The sequence below is a fragment of the Desulfobacteraceae bacterium genome (assembly GCA_022340425.1).
Lineage (GTDB): Bacteria > Desulfobacterota > Desulfobacteria > Desulfobacterales > JAABRJ01 > JAABRJ01.
Genome location: JAJDNY010000133.1, coordinates 1 through 24,690 on the forward strand (window position 1 = coordinate 1; position 24,690 = coordinate 24,690).

21 protein-coding genes are annotated in these 24,690 nt (G+C 65.6%); 13 read left to right on the forward strand and 8 right to left on the reverse strand.

Annotated features, from left to right (window positions below; all coding sequences use genetic code 11):
• Positions 1–259: 259 nt before the first annotated feature.
• From LJE63_11125 to tkt, 4 genes are all read left to right on the forward strand, one after another.
• Positions 260–1,435 (forward strand): MFS transporter, encoded by a 1,176-nt coding sequence (locus LJE63_11125; GenBank protein ID MCG6907157.1) that lies wholly within the window; start codon positions 260–262, stop codon positions 1,433–1,435.
• A gap of 130 nt (positions 1,436–1,565) precedes the next feature.
• On the forward strand, positions 1,566–2,378 hold the full coding sequence (locus LJE63_11130; GenBank protein MCG6907158.1) for a hypothetical protein: 813 nt from the start codon (positions 1,566–1,568) through the stop codon (positions 2,376–2,378).
• On the forward strand, positions 2,378–3,247 hold the full coding sequence (locus LJE63_11135; protein MCG6907159.1) for a radical SAM protein: 870 nt from the start codon (positions 2,378–2,380) through the stop codon (positions 3,245–3,247). Before LJE63_11130 ends, LJE63_11135 begins: the two co-directional genes overlap by 1 nt.
• A gap of 176 nt (positions 3,248–3,423) precedes the next feature.
• The gene (tkt, locus tag LJE63_11140; protein MCG6907160.1) at positions 3,424–5,445 is read left to right on the forward strand and encodes a transketolase; all 2,022 of its coding nucleotides are present in this window, start codon (positions 3,424–3,426) and stop codon (positions 5,443–5,445) included.
• A 121-nt stretch (positions 5,446–5,566) separates the two neighbouring features.
• Here tkt and LJE63_11145 read toward each other — a convergent pair whose 3' ends face one another.
• The 7 genes from LJE63_11145 to LJE63_11175 form a co-directional block, all read right to left on the reverse strand.
• A complete protein-coding gene (locus tag LJE63_11145) occupies positions 5,567–6,907 on the reverse strand; it encodes a cobalamin-dependent protein (protein MCG6907161.1) in 1,341 nt (446 codons plus the stop codon).
• 19 nt (positions 6,908–6,926) lie between these two features.
• On the reverse strand, positions 6,927–7,412 hold the full coding sequence (locus LJE63_11150) for an AsnC family transcriptional regulator (protein MCG6907162.1): 486 nt from the start codon (positions 7,410–7,412) through the stop codon (positions 6,927–6,929).
• Positions 7,413–7,454: 42 nt separating this feature from the next.
• A complete protein-coding gene (mtnA, locus tag LJE63_11155) occupies positions 7,455–8,564 on the reverse strand; it encodes an S-methyl-5-thioribose-1-phosphate isomerase (GenBank protein MCG6907163.1) in 1,110 nt (369 codons plus the stop codon).
• An 18-nt stretch (positions 8,565–8,582) separates the two neighbouring features.
• Complete coding sequence (gene ade / locus LJE63_11160; protein ID MCG6907164.1) at positions 8,583–10,295, reverse strand: adenine deaminase; 1,713 nt, start codon at positions 10,293–10,295, stop codon at positions 8,583–8,585.
• Positions 10,296–10,305: 10 nt separating this feature from the next.
• A complete protein-coding gene (locus LJE63_11165; GenBank protein ID MCG6907165.1) occupies positions 10,306–11,631 on the reverse strand; it encodes an amidohydrolase in 1,326 nt (441 codons plus the stop codon).
• 10 nt (positions 11,632–11,641) lie between these two features.
• Positions 11,642–12,967, reverse strand: a complete 1,326-nt coding sequence (locus tag LJE63_11170) for an amidohydrolase (GenBank protein ID MCG6907166.1) — start codon at positions 12,965–12,967, stop codon at positions 11,642–11,644.
• Between the two features lie 209 nt (positions 12,968–13,176).
• The gene (locus LJE63_11175) at positions 13,177–14,031 is read right to left on the reverse strand and encodes a purine-nucleoside phosphorylase (GenBank protein MCG6907167.1); all 855 of its coding nucleotides are present in this window, start codon (positions 14,029–14,031) and stop codon (positions 13,177–13,179) included.
• A gap of 318 nt (positions 14,032–14,349) precedes the next feature.
• On the opposite strand from LJE63_11175, the gene LJE63_11180 reads away from it, so the two are divergent.
• The 5 genes from LJE63_11180 (at position 14,350) to LJE63_11200 (ending at position 19,703) form a co-directional block, all read left to right on the forward strand.
• Positions 14,350–14,703 carry a hypothetical protein gene (locus tag LJE63_11180; protein MCG6907168.1) on the forward strand — a complete coding sequence of 118 codons (354 nt, stop codon included), beginning with the start codon at positions 14,350–14,352 and terminating at the stop codon, positions 14,701–14,703.
• 255 nt (positions 14,704–14,958) lie between these two features.
• Positions 14,959–17,019, forward strand: a complete 2,061-nt coding sequence (locus tag LJE63_11185; protein MCG6907169.1) for an FAD-dependent oxidoreductase — start codon at positions 14,959–14,961, stop codon at positions 17,017–17,019.
• Between the two features lie 125 nt (positions 17,020–17,144).
• Positions 17,145–17,633 carry a SoxR reducing system RseC family protein gene (locus tag LJE63_11190; GenBank protein MCG6907170.1) on the forward strand — a complete coding sequence of 163 codons (489 nt, stop codon included), beginning with the start codon at positions 17,145–17,147 and terminating at the stop codon, positions 17,631–17,633.
• Between the two features lie 109 nt (positions 17,634–17,742).
• Complete coding sequence (locus tag LJE63_11195; protein ID MCG6907171.1) at positions 17,743–18,306, forward strand: DNA-3-methyladenine glycosylase I; 564 nt, start codon at positions 17,743–17,745, stop codon at positions 18,304–18,306.
• Positions 18,307–18,431: 125 nt separating this feature from the next.
• A complete protein-coding gene (locus LJE63_11200; protein MCG6907172.1) occupies positions 18,432–19,703 on the forward strand; it encodes a glycosyltransferase family 4 protein in 1,272 nt (423 codons plus the stop codon).
• A 9-nt stretch (positions 19,704–19,712) separates the two neighbouring features.
• Here the strand turns inward: LJE63_11200 and LJE63_11205 are convergent, their stop codons facing one another.
• The gene (locus LJE63_11205) at positions 19,713–20,402 is read right to left on the reverse strand and encodes a TIGR04283 family arsenosugar biosynthesis glycosyltransferase (protein ID MCG6907173.1); all 690 of its coding nucleotides are present in this window, start codon (positions 20,400–20,402) and stop codon (positions 19,713–19,715) included.
• A gap of 39 nt (positions 20,403–20,441) precedes the next feature.
• Between LJE63_11205 and LJE63_11210 the strand changes: the two genes are divergently transcribed.
• From LJE63_11210 to LJE63_11225, 4 genes are all read left to right on the forward strand, one after another.
• Positions 20,442–21,425: an iron transporter gene (locus LJE63_11210; GenBank protein ID MCG6907174.1), complete on the forward strand. Its 984-nt coding sequence runs from the start codon at positions 20,442–20,444 to the stop codon at positions 21,423–21,425.
• A 189-nt stretch (positions 21,426–21,614) separates the two neighbouring features.
• On the forward strand, positions 21,615–23,318 hold the full coding sequence (gene recN / locus LJE63_11215; protein MCG6907175.1) for a DNA repair protein RecN: 1,704 nt from the start codon (positions 21,615–21,617) through the stop codon (positions 23,316–23,318).
• Between the two features lie 99 nt (positions 23,319–23,417).
• Positions 23,418–23,666, forward strand: coding sequence for a zinc ribbon domain-containing protein (locus tag LJE63_11220; GenBank protein ID MCG6907176.1), 249 nt, complete (start codon positions 23,418–23,420; stop codon positions 23,664–23,666).
• A 31-nt stretch (positions 23,667–23,697) separates the two neighbouring features.
• The gene (locus tag LJE63_11225; GenBank protein MCG6907177.1) at positions 23,698–24,633 is read left to right on the forward strand and encodes a radical SAM protein; all 936 of its coding nucleotides are present in this window, start codon (positions 23,698–23,700) and stop codon (positions 24,631–24,633) included.
• The last annotated feature ends 57 nt before the right edge of the window (positions 24,634–24,690 follow it).

Consider the following 24,690-nt stretch of genomic DNA (forward strand, 5'->3'; position numbering starts at 1 on the left):
ATACCATGGTATTGTAAAGCTAAAGAAGCCGCGAGGCTGCGGCCATCAAATCCCTCGGCCGGGATCAGATCCCCCTGCCCGCCGGCAGCCATTCGCAACCCCGGGGACGCGGCCGACCCAAGGCCCGTTGTCCGGTCGGCCACCGGGGGTTTTCGGAAAACTTTTTTCCTGTTATGTTCCGATGAGTTAAGGCATCGCGCCGGGCGTCGGGGTGACCATCGTCCGGGCGGTGCCAGCCCACCGGGGGGGCGCTACTTTTATGACGACACCGGTTCAGGCCAACCATTTGCGGTGGGTGATCCGCTCCCAGTATTTCCTCTACTTCGGGGTGCTGGGCATTTACCTGCCCTTTTTCAATCTCTACTGCCATCGCATCGGCTTCAGCGGCATGCAGATCGGGACCCTATCGGCCCTGCGGTCGGTGGTTTGGGTGATCTTTCCGCTGGTCTGGGGCATTCTGGCGGACCGCTATGACTGCCGCCGGCCGATTTTCATTTTCTGCCAGTTTGCCGCTGCGGCCCTCTGGGGGCTGTATCTCTTCACCACCGATTTTCACCTCATGCTGGCCATCAGTGCGGGGCACGGAATCTTTTTTGCCCCGGTGATCTCCTTTCTGGAAGCCTTCACCATGGAAGTTCTCGGCGCCCGCAAGCAGGCCTACGGCAAGATCCGCGCCTGGGGCTCCATCAGCTTCATTCTGACGGTGCTGGTGCTGGGAAAGATCGTCGACCTTTTCACAATCCGCATCATCCTCTACCTGGTTTTGGCCGGTGCGCTGCTGCAGGCCCTGGCGGCCCTGCCGATGCCGGCCGGGGGCCGGCAGAAGCGGCTGACCCCCAGCATGCGCCCCGGCGTGGTGGCGCGTATGGAGGTGCTGGTTTTCCTTGCCAGCGCATTTCTGATGCTGGTCAGCCACGGCACCTACTACGGTTTTTTTTCCATTCATCTGGCCGACCTGGGCTTTGGCGCGGCGTTTATCGGCGCCGCCTGGGCGCTGGCGGCCAGCGCCGAGATCCTGGTGATGATCCGCTCCGACGTGCTGTTCAAACGCTTTTCCCTGAAAAGGGTCCTGCTCTTCTCCTTTGCCGTGACCGTCCTGCGCTGGCTGATGCTGGCCGCGTCGGATTCGGCGGCGCTGATCCTGACGGCCCAGGTCCTGCACGCCGTGACCTACGGCGCCTTCCACATGGCCAGCATTCTCTACATCGACCGTCTGATGCCGGAGAATGCCAAGACCCTCGGGCAGGCCCTCAACAACGCCGTGACCTACGGCCTGGGGATGATGGTCGGGTTTTTCGCCAACGGATTTTTTTATGAAAGCCTCGGGGCGCACGCGCTCTTCGCGGTGAGCGCCCTGACAGCCCTGAGCGGCGGCCTGGTCTTCGCCGCCGGTTGCCTGCGGCAGGGCACCGGTTCGCTGCCGGCGGAGTCCTGATCCCGGGGCTTTCGCGGTGCCGGCGGTTTACACCTCGGGGGCGCTGTGTTATTTTTTGCCATATTCAGTTGCAGCGCGGGCGGCAGTCCCGTCCGCGACCCCGTGGATACCCACGACGCGCGGAGGCGGCATGTCTTTCAAGGACAATCTTCTTCAAAAGATCGAAATTGACCAGCTCTACCACGAGGTGCTGCGTTCCATCGGGCCGCCGGACAGCCAGCGGCGCACCGACACGGCCACCATGCGCCGGCTGTTGGCGATCGGCGGTTTTGCATCGCGGCGGGAGCGGGACCTGGAGCTCTATTTCATCAAGACCGTCTCCGGCGATAATCAGGTCCTGGTGTTGGACAACGATCTTCCGATCTATCAAACCGAGGCCGAAGACGTCGCCCTGCGCAAGAGCCCGACCGTCAAGGAAATGCTCAATATCCGCAACGTCATCAAAATTCTCAACGACGCGGACGTGCTCGTCAGCAAAAAGGAGCGCTCGGCCGCCACCATCCGCCGCCGGTGCCTGAAGCAGCTGGATTTGCGTTTCAAGGCGGCCGATATTGAGGCGCTGGCGGCCGAGGGCCGGACCGCCCTGGAGCTGGGCGATACCGAAACGGTTTCCCAAAACCTGATGCTTTTTGCAGCCATTCTGGGGCTGCAGCCGCCCCCCAAGGCGCTTCAGGTCGGCCACTGCGAGGTCTGGAGCGCTGCGGCGACAACCGAAGAGGGCCGGCCGGCTTACGGCCCCCTGATCCTGTTCGATGCGGCCGAAAACCACCTGCAGCTCCTGGATCGTAAAATCCCGCCCGATGACCGCGAAGCGCTGGACCACTACCACCAGGTGGCGCTGGGCAAACAGCGGCCCACAGCCTCCGGCGAGGCCGTCTGGGCTTTTCTGCAGGACGCCGTTTTGGCCCGCGATAGCCGCGAGGTCGCCGTGGAGATGGGCTGATGCACTACGAAGGCCATATCATCCGGCCCCCCAGCGAGGCCAACAGCATCCTGCTGCAGGTCACCGTCGGCTGCTCGCACAACAAGTGCACCTTCTGCGGGGCATACAAGGGCGAGCGTTTCCGGATCAAACCGGACGCAGTCATTCTGGAGGACATCGCCTTCGCAGCAGCCCACTGCCGGCGCCAGCGGCGGGTGTTTCTCTGCGACGGCGACGCCCTGATCGTTCCCCAGCAAAGGCTTGTCCGCATCCTGGAGGAAATTCGGCGGCAGTTGCCGTGGGTCACCCGGGTGGGGGTTTACGCGAATGCCAAGAGTATCGGGCTCAAAACACCAGAAGCGCTCGCCGAACTGCGCGAGCTGGGGCTGGGCATCGCCTACATGGGCCTTGAAACCGGGGACGATGCGACCCTCAAGAGGATCCGCAAGGGGGTCACCGCCGCAACCATGATCCAGATGGGGCGCAAGATCCGCGCGGCCGGAATCAAGCTCTCGATCACGGTGCTGCTGGGTATCGCCGGGCGCGAGCGGTCCATGGAACACGCCCGGGAGACCGGGCGGGTCTTGAGCGCCATCGATCCCGAATATGTGGGCGCGCTGAGCCTGATGCTGATCCCCGGCACCCCGCTGCACGCCGATTTCACCGCAGGGAGCTTCCCGCTGCTCTCCCCGGCGGAGATGCTCCGGGAACTGGGCACCATGATCGCCCACACCACCCTCTCCCGCGGGCTCTTCCACGCCAACCATGCGTCCAACTACCTGCCCATCAAGGCCCGTCTGCCCCGGGACAAAGAGGCCACCCTGCAGCTGATCGACCGGGCGCTCTCCGGCGAGGTCGCCCTCAAGCCCGAATACCTGCGCGCCCTGTAACCCCGGCGAGAATCTCCGGCGCCCGCGGACCGCCAGGGGGTGCGCGGGCTTGGACGCGCCCTGGTGTCCCACCATCGGCAGCGCCCAAAATGGTTGCAACGGCCCCCAAAGCAGTGTACAGAGGCCTCCAACCGGCTGATCCCCCCTATTTTTCGACCCTTGCAGGAGGCCCCCAAATGAGCGCAGACCCATCGTCGCACCCGTGCACCCTTGAGGATATATGCATCAACACCATCCGCGGCCTTGCAATGGACGCCGTCCAAAAGGCCAACTCCGGCCACCCCGGAGCCCCCATGGGGCTGGCCACGGCGGGGTTCGTTCTCTGGCACCGTTTCCTGGTCCACAACCCCCGCAATCCGGCCTGGGCCAACCGCGACCGCTTCGTTCTCTCCGGCGGGCACGCCTCCATGCTGCTATACAGCTTGCTGTATCTCACGGGCTACGAGTTGACTTTGGAAGACCTGATGAACTTCCGCCAGTGGGGCGCCAAGACGCCCGGGCACCCCGAATACCGCCACACCCCCGGTGTGGAAACCACCACCGGCCCACTGGGCCAGGGGATCGCCAATGCCGTCGGCATGGCCATGGCCGAGCGCCATCTGGCCGCGCGCTTCAACCGCCCCGGGCATGCCGTGGTGGACCACCACACCTACGTGATGTGCGGCGACGGCGACCTGATGGAGGGACTGTCAGCCGAGGCGGCCTCGCTGGCCGGACATCTGGGCCTCGGCCGCCTGATCTGCCTGTATGACAACAACAGGATCTCCATCGAGGGCAGCACCGATCTGACCTTCACCGAGGACGTTCCCCGGCGCTTCGCGGCCATGGGCTGGCATGTCCAGGAGGTGGCCGACGGCAACGACCTCGACGCCATCACGGCCGCCATCACGGCGGGAAAGGCGGAGGAGGCCAGGCCCTCGCTGATCAGCATCCACACCGAGATCGCTTACGGCAGCCCCAACAAGCAGGGCTCGGCGGATGCCCACGGCGCGCCCCTGGGAGAGGCCGAGGTCTGCTTGACCAAGAAAAACCTGGGCTGCCCTGAAGACGCCCATTTCTGCGTTCCCGAAACGACCCTGGCGATCATGCGCGAGAGCGTGGCCCAGGGGGCGGCGGCCGAGGCCGAATGGCGGCGGCGCATGGATGCCTACCGCAGCGCACACCCCGACCTGGCCCGTGAACTGGAGGCGGCCTGGAGCGGTGTGCTGCCCGATGGCTGGCCGGCGGTTCTGCCGGTTTTTGACCCGGCCGACGGCCCGGTGGCCACCCGATCGGCCTCGGGGACGGTGCTAAACGCGCTGGCGGCCAAGATTCCCTGCCTGATGGGGGGGTCGGCGGACCTGGCGCCCTCCAACAAGACGATCATCAGCGGGGCCCCCGATTTTCAGAAAACCGCCTACCACGGCCGCAACATCCGCTTCGGTGTGCGCGAACACGCCATGGCCGCGGTGCTCTCCGGGATGGCCCTCCACGGCGGGATCCGCCCTTACGGGGGCACTTTTCTGGTCTTTGCCGACTACATGCGCCCCGCCATCCGCCTGGCGGCGCTGATGCAGCTGCCGGTGATCTACGTCTTCACCCACGACAGCATCGCCGTGGGCGAAGACGGTCCCACCCACCAGCCGGTGGAGCACCTGGCCAGCCTGCGGGTCATCCCGGGGCTGACGATCATCCGGCCGGCGGATGCCAACGAGACCGCCGCCGCCTGGCAGCAGGCGCTGGCCGCCGAGGGGCCGGTGGCCCTGATCCTGAGCCGCCAGAAGCTGCCGGTGTTGGACCGCGGGGTCTACCCGCCGCCGGCCGGGCTCTCCCGCGGGGGGTACGTGCTGGTGGACGGCGGGCAAGCGCCAGATGTGATCCTGATCGCCACCGGCGCCGAGGTGCACATCACCCTTGAGGCCCAAAAGAAGCTCGCTGAAGTGGGGGTGGCCGCGCGCGTGGTGAACCTGCCCAGCTGGGAGCTCTTCGAGCGGCAGGACGCGGCTTACCGGGAAAGCGTCCTGCCCCCGGCGGTGGCGGCGCGGGTGGCGGTCGAGGCCGGCGTTCCCATGGGCTGGGAGCGCTATGCCGGCTGCGGCGGCGCGGTGATCGGGATGACCTCTTTCGGGGCTTCGGCGCCGGGGGCCACCGTGCTGCAAAAATTCGGCTTCAGCGCCGAGAATATCGTCCAAAAAACCCTGGCGCTGCTCAAGCGCTAGTCCCACCTTTTGCGGGGCAGGATGCTGCCAAGGCCCGTCTTTCCGTTCTTCGGCGAGGCGGGCTTCTTTTTGCTCGCGCCAGCGCCCCGAACGTCGACCCCCCTGGTTTGTGGGCCGCCGGTCAGGTCGCGGCCAGGCGTTTCAGATAGGACAACCGCTCCCAGCTGAAGGGCGCTTTCTGGCAGGGGAGGATGGCGTTGTTGGTGAAGATCGGGTCGGCGGCCAGGTCATAGCGCGAGGAAGCCACCGCCGCCGGCCACATGGCGGTGTGGGGAATGGGGCTGTAGTAGGCCAGCACCGGCGTGATGCCGGCGGCCTTGACCGTTTCGATGGATCGCGCCACGGCGGCCAGCGGCTGTCCGGGCAGCCCGGCCAGGAGGTAGGCCCCGATCTGGCGGGCGTCGAATCCCGCCCGTTTCAGGCACCCGATCCCCCGCTGGAACTCGTGGGCCGTCACCTTGTGGTCCAGGGCGGCGCGCGCGTCAAAGGCGGTGGTCTCCAGCCCCAGGCGCAGGGTTTCAAAACCCGCCTGCATCATCAGTTCGGCGGTCGGGTCGTCGATTTCCCGGATGTGGACCGCGTTGGGGGTGTGAAAACGAACCGCCAAGCCGGCCCGGATCACCCCTTCCATGATCGGTCTGAAATGGGCGGAGCTGTTGGTCAGCAGAGCGTCGTCGTAAAACACGAATTCGCGCACCCCGAATGCATCGTGCCAGTGGCGGATCTCGGCCACCACCGCCGCCGGGCGGCGCTTGCGGCAGGCGCCCTGCAGGTAGCGCGCGGCGCAGTAAGCGCAGTCGAAGGGGCAGCCCCGGGAGGTGAGCAGACAGACATACGGCACCTGGCGCTGAAGGTCGAAGGCCGGGTAAGGGTAGGAGTCCAGCTGGTCGGGGTCGAACCGGCGCTCGGGGGTGAAACCGGTGAATTCGGCCACCAGGTCCAGCACCCGGCCCTCGCCGGGGCCGGTCAGCAGCCGGTCGGCGCCGCAGACCCGCGCGGCGTGCTGCGGGCAGAGGGTCGCGTAGATCCCGCCCAGAATGACGGTGACCTTTGGAAAGGCGGTTTTCAGGGCGGCGATGGTTTCCACCACGCCGGGGTACCAGTAGGTCATGGTGCCCGAGACCAGAATCAGGTCCGGGGGCGGCAGGGCCGCCAGGTCCTGCCGCAGCCACGCCGGCCGGATGCCGTAGCGCGAATACTGGCGCGGGATGTCCTCCAGGCCCGGCGGGTTGCCGAGCCGGGTTTTGGGGTAGGCCCCCCGGCCGTTGCGGGCCAGCGGGTCGGCGGGGGGGGCGCAGGGGTGGAAGCGGTCCAGGCAGTCGAGGTAGGACACGCGGCAGCCGTGCAGGCGCAAAATCGCCGCCAGGGTCAAGAGCCCCATGGGTTTGGCCCAGAAATCGAAGGCTGCGAAATCGTGGATCCAGGGGTTGACCAGCAGAATGCGTGGCGCTGCGGGGGTCAAGGGGGCTTTGGCGGAGGCGTCAATCGTCTTCGTCCAGCGCGGGAAAATAGGCCATGGAGGTTTTTTTCAGTTCGCGGCGGCTGAAAAGCAGGGTGTACTCCGCCACGCCGGCTGCGGCCGACATCCGGCGCGCGGCATTGCGGCAGGCGGCCTCGTCCCTGGCATGGATCATGGTGTAGAGATTGTAGGGCCACTGGGGGGTGGGGTTGCGGCGGTAGCAGTGGGAGACCTCGCCGAAGCCCGCCATTTGGTCGCCGACCGCATCGATCTGCTCCTCGTCCACCTGCCAGGCCACCATGGCGTTGGCTTCGAATCCGGACTTCTGGTGGCGCAGGGTGGCGCCGAAGCGGCGGATGACCCCCATCCGGCAAAGGCTTTCAAGGCGCTCCAGGAGCGCTTCCTCGGAGATCTCCAGGCTGCGGGCGATGTCCCGGTAGGGCCGGGCGGTGATCGGCAGGTCCCCCTGGATGGATGAGATGATCTTTTTGTCCAGTTCGGTCAGCATGGGGCGATTTAAGAATCTCGGGGTCGAAAAGTCAAGGAGGATTCACTTCGGTGGGCCCTTTTCGGGAAAGAGGCGGCGGATATCGGCCTCCGTCGCCTTGCAGACCCCGCGCTCGGTGATAAAGCCGGTTACCAGGCGTGCCGGGGTGACATCGAAGGCGTAGTTGGCCGCCGGGCTGGCCGCCGGCGGCACCAGCACCCGCTCCAGGCGGTCGCCCGCCAGCCCCTGGACGTAGCGCACCTCATCGGCGGGGCGCTCCTCGATGGGAATCTCGTCGACCCCGTCGCGCAGCTGCCAGTCGAAGGTGCTGGAGGGCAGCGCCACGTAGAACGGTATCCCGTTGTCCCGCGCCGCCAGGGCCTTGAGGTAGGTGCCGATCTTGTTGGCGACGTCGCCGGTGCAGGTGGTGCGGTCGGTGCCCACGATCACCATGTCCACCATGCCGTGCTGCATCAGGTGGCCACCGGCGTTGTCGGTGACGATGGTGTGGCGGACCCCCCGCTGGCCCAGCTCCCAGGCGGTCAGGCGCGACCCCTGGTTGAGCGGCCGGGTTTCATCCACCCACACGTGGACGTCGATCCCGGCCTCCGCGGCCAGGTAGATCGGGGCGGTGGCGGTGCCGTAATCCACGCATGCCAGCCAGCCGGCATTGCAATGGGTCAGGATGTTGACGGTTTGGCCGCCCCCCAAGGTCTGAATGGCGCGGATCAGGGGCAGCCCGGCTTCCCCGATGCGGCGGCAGTTCTCCAACTCCTCTTGCCAGATGACGTCGGCCGCCTGCCGGGCGGCGGCCAGGCGCGCGGCAGGCGAAACGGAGAGTGTGGCCCCGAGAACGCGCGCCACCGCCCAGGCGAGGTTGACGGCCGTCGGGCGGGCCTCTTTGAGGAGCTGCGCGGCTTGCCGGAGACTGTCGTCATCCGCTCCTGGGCCATTGCCGGCCCGGGCGGCCAGGAAAAGCCCATATGCGGCGGTGACCCCGATCAGCGGGGCGCCGCGCACGGACATTTCGCGGATGGCCTCCGCGGCATCGGCGACGGTCTCCAGTTCGACCAGGGCCAGCTGGTGGGGCAGCAGGCGCTGATCGATGATTCTGACCTTGTCGGTGAGGTCATCGCGCCAGATCGGGCGCAGTTTGGAGTGCTCGGTGGTCATGGGGGCGTCCTTGTGGGTTCAGGTTACGAAAAGGGGAACCGGCGCAAACCGGTTGACGTCGATCAGCCCCCGGTCGGTGATCTTCAGCTCGGGGATCACCGCCAGGGCCAGAAAGGACAGGGTCATAAAGGGGTCCCTAAGGGGTGTGCCGAGGTCCCATGCCGCCCGCAGCAGCCCGTCCAGGGCGGCTTTGACCCTCTCCACCGGCTCCGGCGACATCAGGCCGGCCACCGGCAGAGGCAATTGCGCCCGGACCCCGCGCCGGCCGACGGCGACCAGCCCCCCGCCGGTCGCCACCAGGGCCGCCAGTGCGGTCCGCATGGCGCCGTCATCGGCACCGACAACGATCAGGTTGTGGGCATCGTGGGCCACGCTGGCGGCCAGGGCCCCCCGTTTGAGCCCCAGGCCGCGGACAAAGCCGATGCCGGTGCGGGCGCTTCCCGTATAGCGCTCGACCACCGCGATCTTGAGCAGGTCGCGCCCGGGGTCGGCAACCGCGGCCCCGTCCCGGGCGGTGACCTCCAGGATCTCCTGCCGGGTGACGATCTGGTCGGGCACGATCACGATCACCCGCATCCGCTCGCCCTCAAGCGGGACCCGCAGGTCCACCCGCTCCAGGGGAACGTCCATGCGGGTGGGGAAAACCGCGGCGGCCGGCGCCGGGCGGGCCACGGTCATCCGGCCGTCGCGGGCGACCTCCACGCCGCGGACATAGACCGCCTCGATTCGCGGGCAGCCCAGATCGGAGAAGACCACCAGGTCGGCCTGTCGGCCGGGCGCGATGGCCCCTAAAGTTTTCAGGCCGAAGTACTCCGCCGGGTTGAGGGTCGCCATCTGGATGGCGGTCATGGGGTCGAGCCCCAGGCGGATGGCCTGGCGCACGATGCTGTCGATGTGGCCCTCGTCCAGCAGGTCGTGGGGGTGGCGGTCGTCCGTGCACCACATCATGCGGTGGGCGCTGTGGCGGTCCACCACCGGCAGCAGCGCGGCCAGATTGCGGGCGGCGCTGCCCTCGCGGATCATGATGTGCATCCCGGCGGCGAGTTTGGCGCGCGCCTCGGCCGCCGTGGCGCACTCATGGTCGCTGGCGATGCCCGCCGCGGCATAGGCGTTGAGGTCCAGCCCGGCCAGGCCGGGCGCGTGGCCGTCGGCCGGTTTGCGGTGGCTCCGGGCGATTTCGATTTTGCGCAAGACCTCCGGGTCGGCGTGCAGCACGCCGGGGAAGTTCATCATTTCCCCCAGGGCCACGACCCGCTCGTCTTCAAAATAAGGGGTCAGCTCGCGGGCGCCCAGGGCGGCCCCGGCGGTCTCCATCGGTGTCGCCGGTACGCAGGACGGGAGGGTGAAAAAAACGTTCAGGGGCTGGCCGGTGGACGCCCGCAGCATGGTGTCGATGCCCTCCGCGCCCAAGACGTTGGCGATCTCGTGGGGATCGGCGCACACCGTGGTGGTGCCGCAGGGCACCACCGCCCGGGCAAATTCGGCCACCACCGTCATGGCGCTTTCGATGTGCACGTGGGGGTCGATGAAGCCCGGGGCCAGGTAGCGGCCCCCCAGGTCGATGCGGCGGCGGCCCGTGTAGGGCCCGATCCCCAGGATCGTGCCGGCGCTCACGGCCAGGTCGCCGTTGACGATTTGACCGGAAAAGACATCGAGGATGCGGGCGTTTTCAAAGACCAGTTCGGCGGGTTGTTCCCCCCGGGCCGAGCGGATGATGTGGGCAAGTGTCATCGACGGGTCCTCAGCTGCCGTTGGAAGGGCGGATCTTGCGGGCGATGGCCGTCACCTGGCGGCGGATTTCGGCCAGATCGAGGCTTTGCAGCCGGCCATCGGCCACCAGGCGCCGCCCGGCCACGAGGACTTCCCGGACGTCGTCGCCGCGGGCGGCGTAGACCAGGTGCGAGGCCGGGTGGTAGAGGGGCACCAGGTGGGGCGCATCGGCGGCCAAGACGATGATGTCGGCGGCCTTGTCGATTTCAAGCGAGCCGGTGACCGTGCCGAGGCCGATGGCCTCGGCGCCGCGGATGGTGGCCATCTCGACCACGGTCCGGGCCGGGCAGGCCGTCGGGTCGCCGCTTTTAACCTTGTGGAGCTTGGCCGCGGTGTCCATCTCGTGCAGCAGGTCGAGGTCGTTGTTGCTGGCGCAGCCGTCGGTGCCCAGGCCCACGCTGATCCCGGCCGCCAGGAAGTCGGTGACCGGCGCAATCCCGCTGGCGAGCTTCATGTTGCTTTGCGGGTTGTGGGAGATTGCGGCCCCGCCGGCGGCGATGCGCGCGATGTCGCGGCCGTCGGCCCAGACGCAGTGCACCAGGAGGGTCCCCTGGCTCAGAAGGCCCAAGCGGTCCAGGAAGGCGATGGGCGAGAGGCCGTGGTTGGCGCGGCTTGCGTCGCACTCCTGGCGGGTTTCGGCGGCGTGGATCTGGAAGAGCGCGCCGTGTTCGGCGGCCAGCGCCTTGGCCGCGCGCAGCGTCTCGGGGCTGCAGGTGTAGGGCGAATGACAGAAGACCGCCGGGGTGATCAGCGGCGTCCGCGAGCGCCAGCGCACCAGGAAATCGCGGGCCGCGGTGATATTGTCCCCGGGGTCGGGAACGCCCGGGGCCGGGAAATCGATCACCCCCTGGCCCAGCACCGCCCGCATCCCCGCGTCCGCCACGGCCGCGGCCACCTGGTCCTCCAGGAAATAGCCGTCGCAGCAGGTGGTCGTGCCCGACAGGAGCATTTCGGCGCATGCCAGGCGGGCGCCCCAGCCCACCGTAGCAGGGGTGATATGCCGGCCCTCCGCCGGGAAGATATGGTCGTGCAGCCATGTCTCCAGGGGCAGGTCGTCGGCCAGGCCGCGGAAAAGGGTCATCGGCAGATGGGTGTGGGTGTTGACCAGTCCCGGCATGATGATGCCGCCGCGGGCGTCGATGCACGTTTCGGCCCGCGGTCGTGCGCCGTCCGGGTCGACCGGTCCCAGGGCGGCGACCCGGCCGCTGCGGATCCCCACATACCCCGGGGAAAAGATGTCAAAGGCCGGGTTGACGGTGAGCACGATGCCGTTGTGAACCAGGGTGTCGTAGGTCATGGGGCGGCTTTCAGTTCGCCATGGATCCGGCCCCGAGCCGGGCTGCGATCGCCCGGACCTCTGCGGTGACCCGTTCGAGATCCAGGCTCCGGAGTCCGCGGTTTTCCATGACCAGCCGCCCGTTGATGATCACCGTGTCCACGTCGCCGCCGCGGGCGGCGTAGACCAGGTGCGAGGCGGGGTTGTAGAGCGGGGTCAGGTGGGGCTTGCGGCAGTCGATGACGATCAGATCGGCCCGTTTGCCGGGCTCCAACGACCCGGTGATCGTCTCCAGGCCCAGGGCGCGGGCGCCGTTGATGGTGGCCATTTTCAGCACCTGCTCGGCCGGCAGGGCGGTGGGGTCCAGGGTGGCCACCTTGTGGAGTTTGGCGGCCGTGTCCATTTCCAGAAAGAGGTCCAGATCGTTGTTGCTGGCGCACCCGTCGGTGCCCAGGGCGACGCACAGGCCGGCAGCCAGGAGTGCCGGGACCGGGGCGATCCCCGAGGCGAGCTTCATGTTGCTTTCCGGGTTGTGGGCGATCTTGACATCCGCCGTCTGCAGGAGCGCGATGTCCTCGGGGGTCAGCTGGACGCAGTGGCAGGCCAGCAGGCGGGGCTCCAGGATGCCGAGCTGGGCCAGATGGCCCACCGGCGTGCGGCCGTGGCGCGACCTGATCCGGGCTACCTCGCCGGCGGTCTCCGCAAGGTGGGTGACCAGGGGCAGCTGGAGTTCGCGCGCCAGATCGGCTGACTGGCAGAGCAGCTCGGGGGCGCACAGGTAGGGCGAGTGGGGTTCCACGGCCACCCCGATCAGGGGATCGCCGGCCCAGCGGGCGGCCATGCGCCGGGTATAGGCCAACCCGTTTTCCGCACGGCCGTAATTGGGCGAGGGAAAGTCGAAGAGGACCTCGCCCACCACGGCCCGCAGGCCGGCTGCGTGGGCGGCGCGGGCCACGGCATCCGCGAACAGGTACATGTCGCAGAAGCAGGTGGTCCCCGAAAGGATCATTTCGGCGCAGCCCAGCAGGGCCCCCTGGTGGACGATCTCTTCGGTCAGGCGGGATTCGGCCGGGAAGATGTGGTCGTTTAGCCAGGTCATCAGGGGCAGGTCGTCGGCCAGCCCCCGGAAGCAGGTCATGGCGGCGTGGGTGTGGGTGTTGATCAGCCCGGGCATGATGATGCCGCCGTGGGCATCGATGATTTTTTTGGCCGGAATCGCGGCCAGGCGTTCGGCCGGCGCGACCGCCAGGATGCGATCGCCGGCAACCGCCACCGCCCCGTCATCGATCCGGGTGCCGGCGCCGTCCATGGTCAAAACGGTGCCGTGGGTGACCAGAATATCGACGCCAGGCGGCATGCGGATCCCTTTCTTGACAGCTCCGAAAAAAATCCAATTTCCGCGTTGCGCTGCATCTCGAAGTCGCTGCGGCGTACATAAGTACGCCTCACGCCGCTGAGATTTGCACGCCTTGAAATTGGCTTTTTTACGAAACTGTCTGGTTTTTGACTTATTACCGTTTCATCTTTCTTGGCGGCGCTTGGGCCGGAGGGCGACCTGCCCCGGCCTCAGGCGCCGGAGAGTTCGGCCGCGATCCCTGAAATGATGCGGCCCAATTGCGGCGCTGCCTTTTCGGCCACCGCCACAATCGCCTCGAAGCTGGCCGGGGCCGGGCGGTCCGGGTCGTTTAAGTTGGTGATGGTGGAAACCCCGAGCACCCGCATGCCTCCGTGAACCGCGGCGATGGTCTCCTGGACGGTGGACATGCCGACGGCATCGGCGCCGATGGTCCTGAGGAATCGGATTTCAGCCGGGGTTTCCAGCGAAGGCCCCTTGAGGCCGACGTAGACGCCTTGGGTCAGGGGAATGCCCGCCGCTTTCGCCACCCTGCGCGCGGCTGCGGCCAGCGCCGGATCGTACACCCGGCTCATGTCCGGAAATCGCAGCCCCCAGCGGTCGATATTGGGTCCCACCAGGGGGTTTTCGCCGGTCAGATTGATGTGATCGGCGATCAGCATCAGGTCGCCCGGATGAAAAGCGGGGTTCAGGCCCCCGGCGGCGTTGGACACGATCAGGGTGTCCACCCCCAGCGCCTGGAGCACGCGCACGGGAAAGGCCACCGCCAGCGGGCTGTGGCCCTCGTAGAGGTGAAAGCGGCCCTGAAGGGCGAGGGTGGGGGTTCCGGCCATGGTGCCGCACAGCAGGCGGCCATGGTGGCCCTGAACGGTGGTGGACGGAAAATGTGGGATCTGACGGTAAGGCAGCGTCGCGCTGACCGCCAGGTCGCCGATCACCCCGCCGAGGCCGGTCCCCGTCATCAGCCCCAGCCGGGGCGGGGCGTTTAGGCGCGCAGCGATGAACTTGGCGGCTTGCTGAACGTGACGCTGATAGGTTGCAAGCGGTTTACCCGTGGCTATCGGCACGCGGCGGCCTCCTGGGCGGTTGGTGTGGCGCGTTTGGAAAACCGGGGGGCATCATAGTTTAAGGCAGGCCGGCCGTCAACCCGCCGCCTGCGGCCTGCCCGGGGAGATCCCCAGGCCCCGGGTGCAGCCAAGCGCCGACGATTGACTTTTAACCGGGTTTGTGAAAGATTGCAATCTCACGATTTTGCAATGAATATCCGAATCTTGGGAAAGCGATCCGGTCCTGGGGCAGCTTTGGGCCGGAGTCGCCGCGGATCCCCCCAACGGCGGAATCACCGTGCCGTTTCGCCCCCATGGGGAAGGTGCCGTCGGAGTGCCATGAAAATATCTGAAATCAAAGAAATACTGAAGGCGGAAGTGCTGGCCGGTGAAGATCATCTGGACGACGTGGTTGTGGGCGGCGGGGGCGCCGATCTGATGGATGATGTTCTCGCGGCGGTTGCCAAGGGTGCCGTATTGCTGACCGGATTGAATTCGGATCAGGTTATCCGGACCGCCAAAATCGCCGGTGTGGGCGCCGTCGTTTTCGTCCGCGGCAAAAAACCGGACGACAGCCTGATCGCCCTTGCGCGCGAATTCCACCTGCCGCTGCTGCTCACACGCCACACGCTGTTCGTCTCCTGCGGGCGGCTTTACATGAACGGACTGCGGGGGCTGGACGGCTCCTGGTGACCCACGGCTTGCCGAGATGCGCAAAATCGACCGGCCCGCAAGTCTGCAATTGAAAAACAGCCGCATTTTTGCTAAGCGTTCTCACGCAGGGCGAATTCGGCAAAGGCGGAATTTGGATTTTTAAGGGAACTGTCAATCCTTGGCGGCCGCATCGGCCGCCGCGCAGACCGTCGCTTGGGCGGGCGGGCTCGCCCCGAGGCCCCGAGGGACCTGCGCGGGCGGACGCCGGCCATGCTGCAAAGGGGAGAATGCATTATGCTGTCAGCCTTGTTTATGATGGGTGGGCTTGGTCTTCTGGTGGGTGTGGGTCTGGCCGCTGCTTCCAAAATCTTTTACGTCTATGTGGATCCCAAAATTCTGGCGGTGGAAAGCACTCTCCCGGGCGCCAACTGCGGCGGCTGCGGCCTGCCGGGCTGCAGCGCCAACGCCGAGGCCATTGTGGCCGGCCGGGCAGCCCCCAACTCCTGCGTTGCGGCAGGCCCCGAGGTAGCCGAGGCGATCGCCGCCATCCTGGGGGTCTCCATTGAAGCCAAGGAGCCGGACATCGCGCGGCCCGGCTGCACTTACGGGGTTCAGGATGCCGACACCAAATACCTCTACGATGGTCTGAGCGACTGTCGGGCGGCGGCCCTGCTCAGCGGCGGGATGAAGGTCTGCACCGTCGGCTGCCTCGGGCTGGGCAGCTGCGCCAAGGCCTGCCCCTTCAATGCCATCACCATGGGGCCCGATGGGTTGCCGGTGGTGGATGAAGCCCGCTGCACGGGCTGCGGCACCTGTGAGCGGGTCTGCCCCAAGCATATCATCACCCTTTCGTCGGTCACCCGCCGCATCATGCGCGAATACACCACCGACGAGTGCACAACCCCCTGTCAGCGGGCCTGCCCCGCAGGCATCGACATCTGTGAATATATCCGGCAGATCACCTTGGGCGATTACCACCGGTCGGTTCAGGTGATCAAGGAGCGCAATCCCTTCCCCACCGTTATCGGCCGCATCTGCCCGCGCCCCTGCGAACAGGAGTGTCGGCGTGGGCTGGTGGATGAACCCGTGGCGATCAACTTTCTGAAGCGTTTTGTGGCGGACTACGAACGGGAAACCGGCACCCGCGTTCAGCCTTACAAGGCTCCGGCCACGGGGCGTAAAATCGCGGTGGTCGGAGGCGGCGTGGAAGGCCTGTCGGCCGCCTTCTTTGCCGCCCGGCTGGGCCACGAGACCACTGTTTTCGAGGCGACCGCCACCCTCGGCGGATTGCTGCGCACCGCCATTGCCCGCAATCGCCTGCCCCAGGACGTGCTCGACTGGGACATCCAAGGGGTCCTGGAGATGGGCGTGGCCGCCGAAACCGGCAAAACTTTGGGCAAGGATTTCAGCGTGGCGTCCCTTCTTCAGGATGGTTATGAAGCGGTGTTTCTGGCCGCCGGCGGGTGGGACAGCCGGCTGACCCGCCAGACCGGGGCCGCCGTCGAAAGGCCGGCTCCCGGCACCCATCTGCTGATCGATTTTCTGGAAGCCGAAACGGCCTTTCAGGACCAGCTGGCCAAAAAAGGGGATGTGGTGATCGTCGGCGGCGGGCCGGCCGGGCTGGAGGCCGCCCGTATCTGTCAAAAGGCCGGTGCCGGCAAGGTGAGCCTTCTGATCCGCGAAACCCGGGAAAACAGCCCCCTGGGCGACGCCGACCAAGAAGCGCTGGAAGGTGTCGAGGTCCTTTTCGCCACCGGCGTCACCCGTTTGATGGGCAAAGGCGATCAGCTCCAGGCCCTGGAACTGCTGAGCCTCGATTCTCGCAAGAAGTCCCGCATCGCAGCCAAGACCCTGCTGCTGGCGGCCGGGCGGTTTCCCCAGTTTATCTTCGCAGCGCCCCGGTCGGAGGACGGCCAGGAGGCCGCTGCCGGCAGCTGGGAGGCGATCGAGGCCCACAAACCCCCGGTTTCCGGGTCAACTGAGGGGCTGCTAGCCGCCGGCGACCCACCCTCGGATTTCAGTGCCGCCATCAAGGCCATCGGCGCCGGACGGCGCGGCGCGGCCGGCATTCACCAGCTGATGTATGGCATCGAGCCGGGGCTGCCCGAAAACGTGATCACGCCGGACGCCTATATCCAGAACGTCGACACGGTGCAAAACGTACCGACCGCCAGCCGCAAGGTAATGCCGTTGGCGCCTGAAGGTGCGGAACTTGAAAAGGGCTACGACAAGGCCCAGGCCATGGCCGAAGCCGGCCGTTGTCTGCAGTGCGGCCTGATATGCTACCACGGCTGCGGTGAGCAGGCCGTCCAGACGGAAAAACCGGTTTCGCAAGGGGCTGTGGCAGCCCATTAAGGTTTTGGCGGCCGGCCGCCACCCCGTAGGGCATGACGGGGGCGGCGGCCAATCGCCGGCAGGCTTTCATACCCGGCCTGATTGCAAGCTGATTGTTACGCTCACCGTACTACCGAGGACCAGTTTTGGCGACTGAAGAAGGATTCGTCATCAAGGTGGAATCGGCGACCACCGCCCGTGTTAAGACCAACAAGAAAAGCGCCTGCAAGGGCTGTGCTTCCCGGAATTCCTGCAACGCCATGGGAAACGAGATGGAGGTCGAAGCCCTGAATCCGGCCGGCGCCCAGGAGGGGGACCGGATCCTGCTGCGGATTGAAACCTCCTCCTTACTGAAAGCGACCTTTCTGCTCTATCTGTTTCCGATTATCTGCATGCTACTGGGTGCGGTTATCGGCCAGCGCACCGCACCGCTTTTGAAGTGGGACGTCTCGGCCCTCTCGGCCCTTCTGGGCTTTCTGTTTTTCTTCCTGTCGATTGCTTTCGTCAAGTTTAAGGGCAACCGGATGGCGGCCCAAAACGCCTATCGGCCGAAGATCGTCAAAATCCTGCGCCCCCTGAAACCGGAGCCGGACACCCTCGCCCAGACCGCCGGTGCCGGCGAGGTTTCCGCTTAGCCGGCCCCTTTTGACCGCGTGCCGCTGGCTGTGGTCGCCCTGAAATGCCCGGTCGTGATCCCGCTCCCCTGCCCTCAATGCGATTGCCGCCACCAGGAGGCGCTTTGAAGTGAAACGCCGCTGCCATTGGGCAGGCGACGACCCGCTGATGATCGCCTACCATGACACCGAGTGGGGCGTTGCGCTGCACGACGACACCCGGCTCTTTGAATTTCTGATCCTGGAAGGCGCCCAGGCCGGCCTCAGTTGGCGAACCATCCTGGGCAAGCGCGAAAACTACCGCCGCGCTTTCGACGGCTTCGATCCGGTCAAAGTGGCCGCTTACGGCCCTGAAAAAGTTTCGGCCCTTATGGCCGATGCCGGGCTGATCCGCAACCGGTTGAAAATTCTGGCCGCGCGCGACAATGCCCGTGCCTTTCAGGCGGTCCAGGCCCGCTTCGGAAGTTTTGACGCCTATATCTGGAGCTTTTCCGGCGGCCGACCGATAAAAAACACTTGGCGCGTGCCGGCCGAGGTTCCCGCCCGAACGCCCCTTTCGGCGGCCGTCAGCCGCGATTTGAAAACCCGGGGGTTCAAGTTTGTCGGGCCCACCATCTGCTACGCGTTCATGCAGGCGGTGGGGATGGTAAACGACCACACCGTGGACTGCTTTCGCCACCGCGAAATCGGGTGAGGCCCCCAAAACCCCAAAAAGGAGGCCGGCGCCTGCGGTGCCGGCCGTGGGGGACGATCGCCGTCAGGGCTGAGGCGGCTGGACTCTGCAACGTTCCGCCAGCGGGGTGAAAAATGGATTACTGCGTGACATCCTGTCAGCTCAAGCACGTCGGTTTCATCGCCACCCGCCTGGCGGGAACCGACGGGGTTTCCCTGGAGGCCGCCAAGTGGGCGCGCATCATGGAGCAGGAGGGCGCCACCTGCTTTTATTTAGCCGGTGAGCTGGCCTATGCGCCCGATCGCTCCTGCCTGGTGGCCGAGGCCCATTTCAAGCATCCCCTGATTCGCGACACCTACCGCGGCTGTTTCGGGGTCAACGTCCGGGGGCGCAGCATCACCCGCAAAATCCACGCGGTCAAAGGGCGTTTGAAGGACAGCATCTACCGCTTCGTGGATCGCTTTAAAATTGACTTCATCGTGGTGGAAAACGCCCTCACCATCCCCCTTAATCTACCTCTCGGCATCGCCCTGACCGAATTCATCTCCGAAACGGGCATGCCCACCATCGCCCACCACCACGATTTCTTTTGGGAACGCCAGCATTTCAAGACAACGGCCGCCTGGGAATACCTCAATATGGCCTTTCCCCCCCATCTGCCGACGATCCGCCACGTGGTGATCAACTCGTCGGCGGACAACCAGCTGAGCCTGCGGACCGGCATCTCGGGGACCATTATCCCCAATGTGATGGATTTCGCCACCCCTCCGCGGCCGCCCGACAGCTACGCCAGCGACGTTCGGCAGGCCCTGGGCGTCCGGGACGATGAACTCTTCATCCTGCAGCCCACCCGGGTGGTGAAACGCAAGGGCATCGAACACGCCATCGAGTTGGTGCACCGCCTGGGCCGCAAGGCCAAGCTGGTAATCTCGCATGCCTCTGGCGACGAAGGGCATGAATACGAGCTGCGCGTGCGGGAATATTCAAAAATGCTGGGGGTCGACACCGTTTTTGTGTCTGAAATCATCAACGAGTATCGCGGTCAAACCGCCGACGGCCGCAAGATCTACACCCTCGACGACATATACCCGCATGCGGATCTCGTGACCTATCCCTCCAATTACGAGGGCTTCGGCAACGCCTTTCTTGAGGCGGTTTATTTTTCGAAACCGATCGTGGTCAACACCTACTCCATCTATGCCCGGGACATCAAACCAAAGGGGTTCGCGGTGGTGGAAATCGACGGCTATGTGACCGAGGCCGCCGTCGCTGAATCCCTGCGGATCCTGGAAGACCCGGTTCTGCGGGAGAAAATGGTGCGCCAGAACTACGCCATCGCGACGCGCCATTTTTCCTTTGCCGTCCTTCATCGCAAGCTCAGCACGCTGATCCCGGATTGCCTCGACAGCCATTTTTGACGGTTCCGCCTAACGGTAATGGCGCACCAGCCGGTCGGGCGGGTCGCCCAGGAGGAAGCGGGTGACCAGCATCCAGTTGCGCAGGGTGCAGCGCACAATTCCCTCCCGGCGCCAGCGGCGCGCCGAGGTCGAAACCCGGCCGGGCAGGATCCGGATGCGGTGGCCGCCCCGCTTCACCCGGCGCATCAGTTCCACGTCCTCCATGATCGGGATCTCTGAAAAACCGCCGATGCGTTCAAAAAAGCGGCGGTCGAAAAAGAGCGCCTGGTCTCCGTAGGGAATGCGCGTCAGCCGGGTGCGTAGGTTGGCGGTGGTCTCGATCAATCGGAAAAGTAAGTGGGGCGAGGCGATGGCGAGACGAAAGGCCCCGCCGACGATGCTGGGCTGCCGGAGGGCGGCGGCCACCGACGCGAGGCCATCAGGCGGCAGGCGGGTATCGGCGTGCAGAAAAAGCAGGATCTCACCGGCCGCCATCGCCGCGCCGCGGTTCATCTGGGGGCCCCGGCCCCTGGGGGCGACCATTTTGATGACATCCGTGCGGTGGATGGCGGCGAGGGTCTCCGGAAAGGACCCGGCGTCCACCACAATGATCTCCAACCGCCCTGAAAAGGGCAGTTTAATCAGATGATCGATGGTGGGATTTATGGTATAGGCCTCTTCGAAGACCGGAATCACAACCGAAATCCTGCGCGCCCTCATGCAACCGCCCAAAGTACTGAAAAGAGCCCCATCAAAAAAATGACTCCCGACAACATTTTCTCTCCTTTGGCAGCGGCTGTCGCCGCCGGCAGCCGCAAGGGATGGCATGGCTTTCTCTGGATGCTGAAGATCCTGGTCCCGATTTCATTCGGCACCGCCTTGCTGGTTTACAGCGGCGTACTTCACCAGCTGGACTTTGTGCTGAAACCCCTGATGGGGGTACTGGGCCTTCCCGCCATGGCCGCCCTGCCGCTGGTGGCCGGACTGCTGACCGGAATTTACGGGGGCATCGCCGCCATTACGGTCCTGCCTTTCACCGCGGCCCAGATGACCCTGATCGCGATTTTCCTTCTGATCTCCCACAACATCGTTCAGGAGGCCATCATCCAGGGGAAATCCGGTCTCCACCCCCTCAAGGCCACCGCCTTCCGGCTGGTGGTCTCCTGCCTGACGGTGGTCCTCGTGTCCCGTTTGGTCGGCGGGGATGCGGTTGTGATCGGGCCCCAGGCCCAAGTCGTGACTGCCTCGGCTTCCTTCATGGAGATGATCGCCGCCTGGTGCCGTGAAACCGCGTGGCTGACGGTTAAAATTTTCCTGATCATCATGCCGCTCATGATCCTGCTGGAGGCCATGAAACGCTTCCACCTGATTCAGTACCTGGTGAAGCTCATGGGGCCCCTGTTGACGGTGATGGGGGTGGACCGCAGGGTCGGGCTGCTGTGGCTGACGGCGGCGATTTTCGGGCTTTCCTATGGGGCGGCGGTGATTGTGGAGGAGGCCCGGGAGGGCCAATTCTCGCCCGAGGAGCTCTCGCGCCTGCAGCTTTCCATCGGAGTCAATCACTCCATGATCGAGGATCCCGCTCTTTTTCTGCCGCTGGGCTTGAGCCCTTTCTGGCTGTGGGTGCCGCGCCTGGTGGCGGCCATCCTGGTGGTTCATCTTTACAATCTATGGCGTTATTTTCTTCGCCACCGCCTGAAGGCCGCCGCGGCCGCCATGGGGTCGCAGCCGCTGTCCAAATAGCATAAACCCCCGGATTAATGAAGGACGATCCCGCTGCGGACGCGGCTTGCGCTATTTGAAGGCGACTTTACAATCCCCCCCGGCTGTGTGATAGAATCCTCCCGTCCAAATCGACCGGCGATACCCTGCGCCCACCGTGGGCAGCGTTCCCAAACCACATTCCACCAGCCCTTGCGGGTGAGCACGTGTATGCTTGAAGCGCTCTGCATTCGGAACTTCGCCATCATCGACGATTTGCAGATCACCTTTCAGGACGGCCTGACGGTGCTCAGCGGCGAAACCGGCGCCGGGAAATCCATCATCATCAGTGCGGTCAACCTGCTTTTGGGCAGCCGTGCCAGCGGCAAGCTGATTCGCACCGGCGCCGAATGCGCCGAATTGCAAGCCCTTTTCCGGATTCCCTCGGGCGCTGCACTGGCCGCGATGATGGCGGCGGCGGACTGCGCCGAGGGGGACGCCTTGGTGGTCCGACGGCTGATCTCGCGCAACGAGCGCCACCGGGTCTACCTCAACGACCGCCTGTCGACGATGCAGGCCCTCGCTGCGGCAACCGCAAATCTGGCCAGCATATCCGGCCAGCACGCCCACCAGGGGCTGCTCAACGAGGATCAGCATCTGCTGATCCTGGATCGCTTCGGCGGCCATCTGCCCCTGCGGGAGGAGCTTGGGGCGCGCTATCGGGCCCTTTTACCCCTGATCCAGGAGCTTAAATCCCTGAACGCCCAAAAAGACCGCCAGACGGAGCGCCTGGAACTGCTGCGATTTCAACACAAGGAAATTCTGGACGCCGACATCCAGCCCGCCGAAGATGCGCGGCTCGCCCAGGAGCAGCTGCGCCTGCGCAGCGCCGAGACTCTCTTTCGCACCGCCCAGGAGAGCATCGATGCCCTTTACGCCGCCCAAGGGGCCGTGGTGGAACGCCTGGCGGAAGTTCAGAAAAGCCTGGAAAAAGCCAGCGGCCTCGATACGGGACTTGTGCCTGTCGCCCGGCGGCTGGCGGAAACCGGCTACCAGCTGGAGGATATGGTCGATGAGCTGCGCCGCTACCGCGACGCGCTGAGCATGGACGAGCGGCGCCTGGAGGCGGTTGAGGCGCGCCTGGACCTGTTGCGCGCTTTGAATCGCAAATACGGCGGCAGCCTGGCGGCGGTGGCCGAACGGTGCGCCGCCATCGAAGGGGAACTGGCCCAGATCGGCGATCTGGATAGCAGAATGGCCGCGGTCCAGCGGCAGATCGCGGCCCAGCATGCCCGACTGGCCGACCACTGCCGCAGGCTTTCAGCGAAAAGGGAAAGTTCGGCCAGACGCCTGGGACAAAAGGTGGAAAGCGAGCTGGCATCACTGAATATGGCCCGGACCCGTTTCGAGGTGCTGCTGGAGGCCCTTCCGGCAGACCCCCAGTCCGACCCTTTCCTGACGGTGGAGGGCTTCGCGGTTGGGGAAACCGGTTTCGATCGGGCCTGTTTCATGATCGCCCCCAACGTCGGCGAGGAGCTCAAACCGCTTGCCGCGATTGCCTCGGGCGGCGAACTCTCCCGCGTGGTGCTGGCCCTCAAGGCGATCCTGGCGCAGTCCGATGCGGTCGCCACGATCATCTTCGACGAGGTCGATGCCGGCATCGGTGGCGGAGTCGCGGAAATGGTGGGGCAAAAGCTGGCCGCCCTGGCGCGCTACCACCAGGTTATCTGCATCACCCATCTGCCCCAGATCGCGCGGTTTGCCGACCACCACTATCGTATTTCCAAACACGTCGCTGGGGGCCGGACCCACACGCGGATCGCGCCGCTCACGGCCGAGGCGCGGGTGCAGGAAATCGCCCGGATGCTGGGGGGCGCCACCATCACCCCCAAAACCCTGGCGCACGCCCGCGAGATGCTTCACGGGCGCCTGTAGGCGGGACCTCGCAGCGACCGGCGGCCGCTTGACAAGCCCACTGCGGGATATTACAACCCGTGGCATATTTTTTTTTCCAGGGCCAAACGGAGGAAACCCATGCCCCTTTACGAATTCAAGTGCCAGGAATGCAGCCAAATATTCGAGCTTCTGGTCATGAACCGGGAACAAGACGTCGAAATGAAGTGCCCTCATTGCGGCTCCGAGGCCTTTGAACGCGTTCTCAGCACCACCCATTACGCCATGGGCGGCGGCGGCGCTTCGGCGACCGGCGACCGGCCTTCGGTTCAGACGCGTACCTGCTCCAGCGGCTCCTGCACCACCTACGATATTCCCGGTCCGGCCTGAGCCGGGCCGGCCGCGGCCGCAGGGTGATGCCATGGCGACCCGCCAGCCGGTTTACATCAACACCTACAAGCAGGGGGCGCTGAAGGCCAAGGTCAGGGCGGCCTGGAAAAAAATGCGCTCCTGCACCCTCTGTCCGCGGCGCTGCAAGGTCGACCGGTTGGCTGGGCAGACCGGGATCTGCAGAACCGGGCGGGTGGCCGTTGTGGCCAGCTTCGGCCCCCACTATGGCGAGGAGGCGCCGCTGGTAGGGCGCTACGGGTCAGGCACGATTTTTTTCAGTGGCTGCAGCCTGCTGTGCAGCTTCTGCCAGAATTTCGATATCAGCCGCGGGCAAGCGGGGGACCCCGCCAGCGTGGCCCAGCTGGCCGCCATGATGCTGGCCCTGCAGCAGGAGGGGTGCCACAATATCAATTTCGTCACCCCGTCCCACGTGGTTCCCCAAATTCTGGCGGCGGTGGCAGCGGCCGTTCCCAAGGGCCTCAGGATCCCGCTGATATACAACACCAGCGGCTATGACCGGGTGCAAACCCTGGAGTTGTTGGACGGGGTCGTCGATATCTATATGCCGGACTTCAAGTTTTGGGACCCCGAGGTGGCGCACGCCGTCTGCCGCGCCAGGGATTACCCGGCAGTTGCACGCGCGGCGTTGAAGGAAATGCATCGCCAGGTGGGCGAGCTGCGGATGGATTCCGATGGCCTGGCCTACCGGGGGGTGCTGGTGCGGCATCTGGTGATGCCCCACGGCCTGGCCGGTACCCCCGCGGTCATGGCCTTTATTGCCGGGGAAATATCCCCTGCCACGTACCTCAACATCATGACCCAATATCGGCCCTGCGGCCGGGCGTTCGAGGACCCGTTGCTGGCGGACATGCCGACCCGTGCCGATTTCGCGCACGCCTTCGAAGCCGCCCGATCGGCCGGCTTGACCAGGCTGGACAGGCCCCGCCGGGTATGGGGTCTTTTCTGACGGCGAGCGGTCGAACCGGGCCTGCCATAGCCCCCGGTGTTGAAACTCCGAGCGAAT

Excerpts from the sequence above, each read along its gene's own strand:
- LJE63_11125 (MCG6907157.1), top strand. The coding sequence starts at position 260 with ATGACGACACCGGTTCAGGCCAACCATTTGCGGTGGGTGATCCGCTCC.
- LJE63_11130 (MCG6907158.1), top strand. The coding sequence starts at position 1,566 with ATGTCTTTCAAGGACAATCTTCTTCAAAAGATCGAAATTGACCAGCTC.
- LJE63_11135 (MCG6907159.1), top strand. The coding sequence starts at position 2,378 with ATGCACTACGAAGGCCATATCATCCGGCCCCCCAGCGAGGCCAACAGC.
- tkt (MCG6907160.1), top strand. The coding sequence starts at position 3,424 with ATGAGCGCAGACCCATCGTCGCACCCGTGCACCCTTGAGGATATATGC.
- LJE63_11150 (MCG6907162.1), bottom strand. The coding sequence starts at position 7,412 with ATGCTGACCGAACTGGACAAAAAGATCATCTCATCCATCCAGGGGGAC.
- mtnA (MCG6907163.1), bottom strand. The coding sequence starts at position 8,564 with ATGACCACCGAGCACTCCAAACTGCGCCCGATCTGGCGCGATGACCTC.
- ade (MCG6907164.1), bottom strand. The coding sequence starts at position 10,295 with ATGACACTTGCCCACATCATCCGCTCGGCCCGGGGGGAACAACCCGCC.
- LJE63_11165 (MCG6907165.1), bottom strand. The coding sequence starts at position 11,631 with ATGACCTACGACACCCTGGTTCACAACGGCATCGTGCTCACCGTCAAC.
- LJE63_11170 (MCG6907166.1), bottom strand. The coding sequence starts at position 12,967 with ATGCCGCCTGGCGTCGATATTCTGGTCACCCACGGCACCGTTTTGACC.
- LJE63_11180 (MCG6907168.1), top strand. The coding sequence starts at position 14,350 with ATGAAAATATCTGAAATCAAAGAAATACTGAAGGCGGAAGTGCTGGCC.
- LJE63_11185 (MCG6907169.1), top strand. The coding sequence starts at position 14,959 with ATGCTGTCAGCCTTGTTTATGATGGGTGGGCTTGGTCTTCTGGTGGGT.
- LJE63_11205 (MCG6907173.1), bottom strand. The coding sequence starts at position 20,402 with ATGAGGGCGCGCAGGATTTCGGTTGTGATTCCGGTCTTCGAAGAGGCC.
- LJE63_11210 (MCG6907174.1), top strand. The coding sequence starts at position 20,442 with ATGACTCCCGACAACATTTTCTCTCCTTTGGCAGCGGCTGTCGCCGCC.
- recN (MCG6907175.1), top strand. The coding sequence starts at position 21,615 with ATGCTTGAAGCGCTCTGCATTCGGAACTTCGCCATCATCGACGATTTG.
- LJE63_11220 (MCG6907176.1), top strand. The coding sequence starts at position 23,418 with ATGCCCCTTTACGAATTCAAGTGCCAGGAATGCAGCCAAATATTCGAG.
- LJE63_11225 (MCG6907177.1), top strand. The coding sequence starts at position 23,698 with ATGGCGACCCGCCAGCCGGTTTACATCAACACCTACAAGCAGGGGGCG.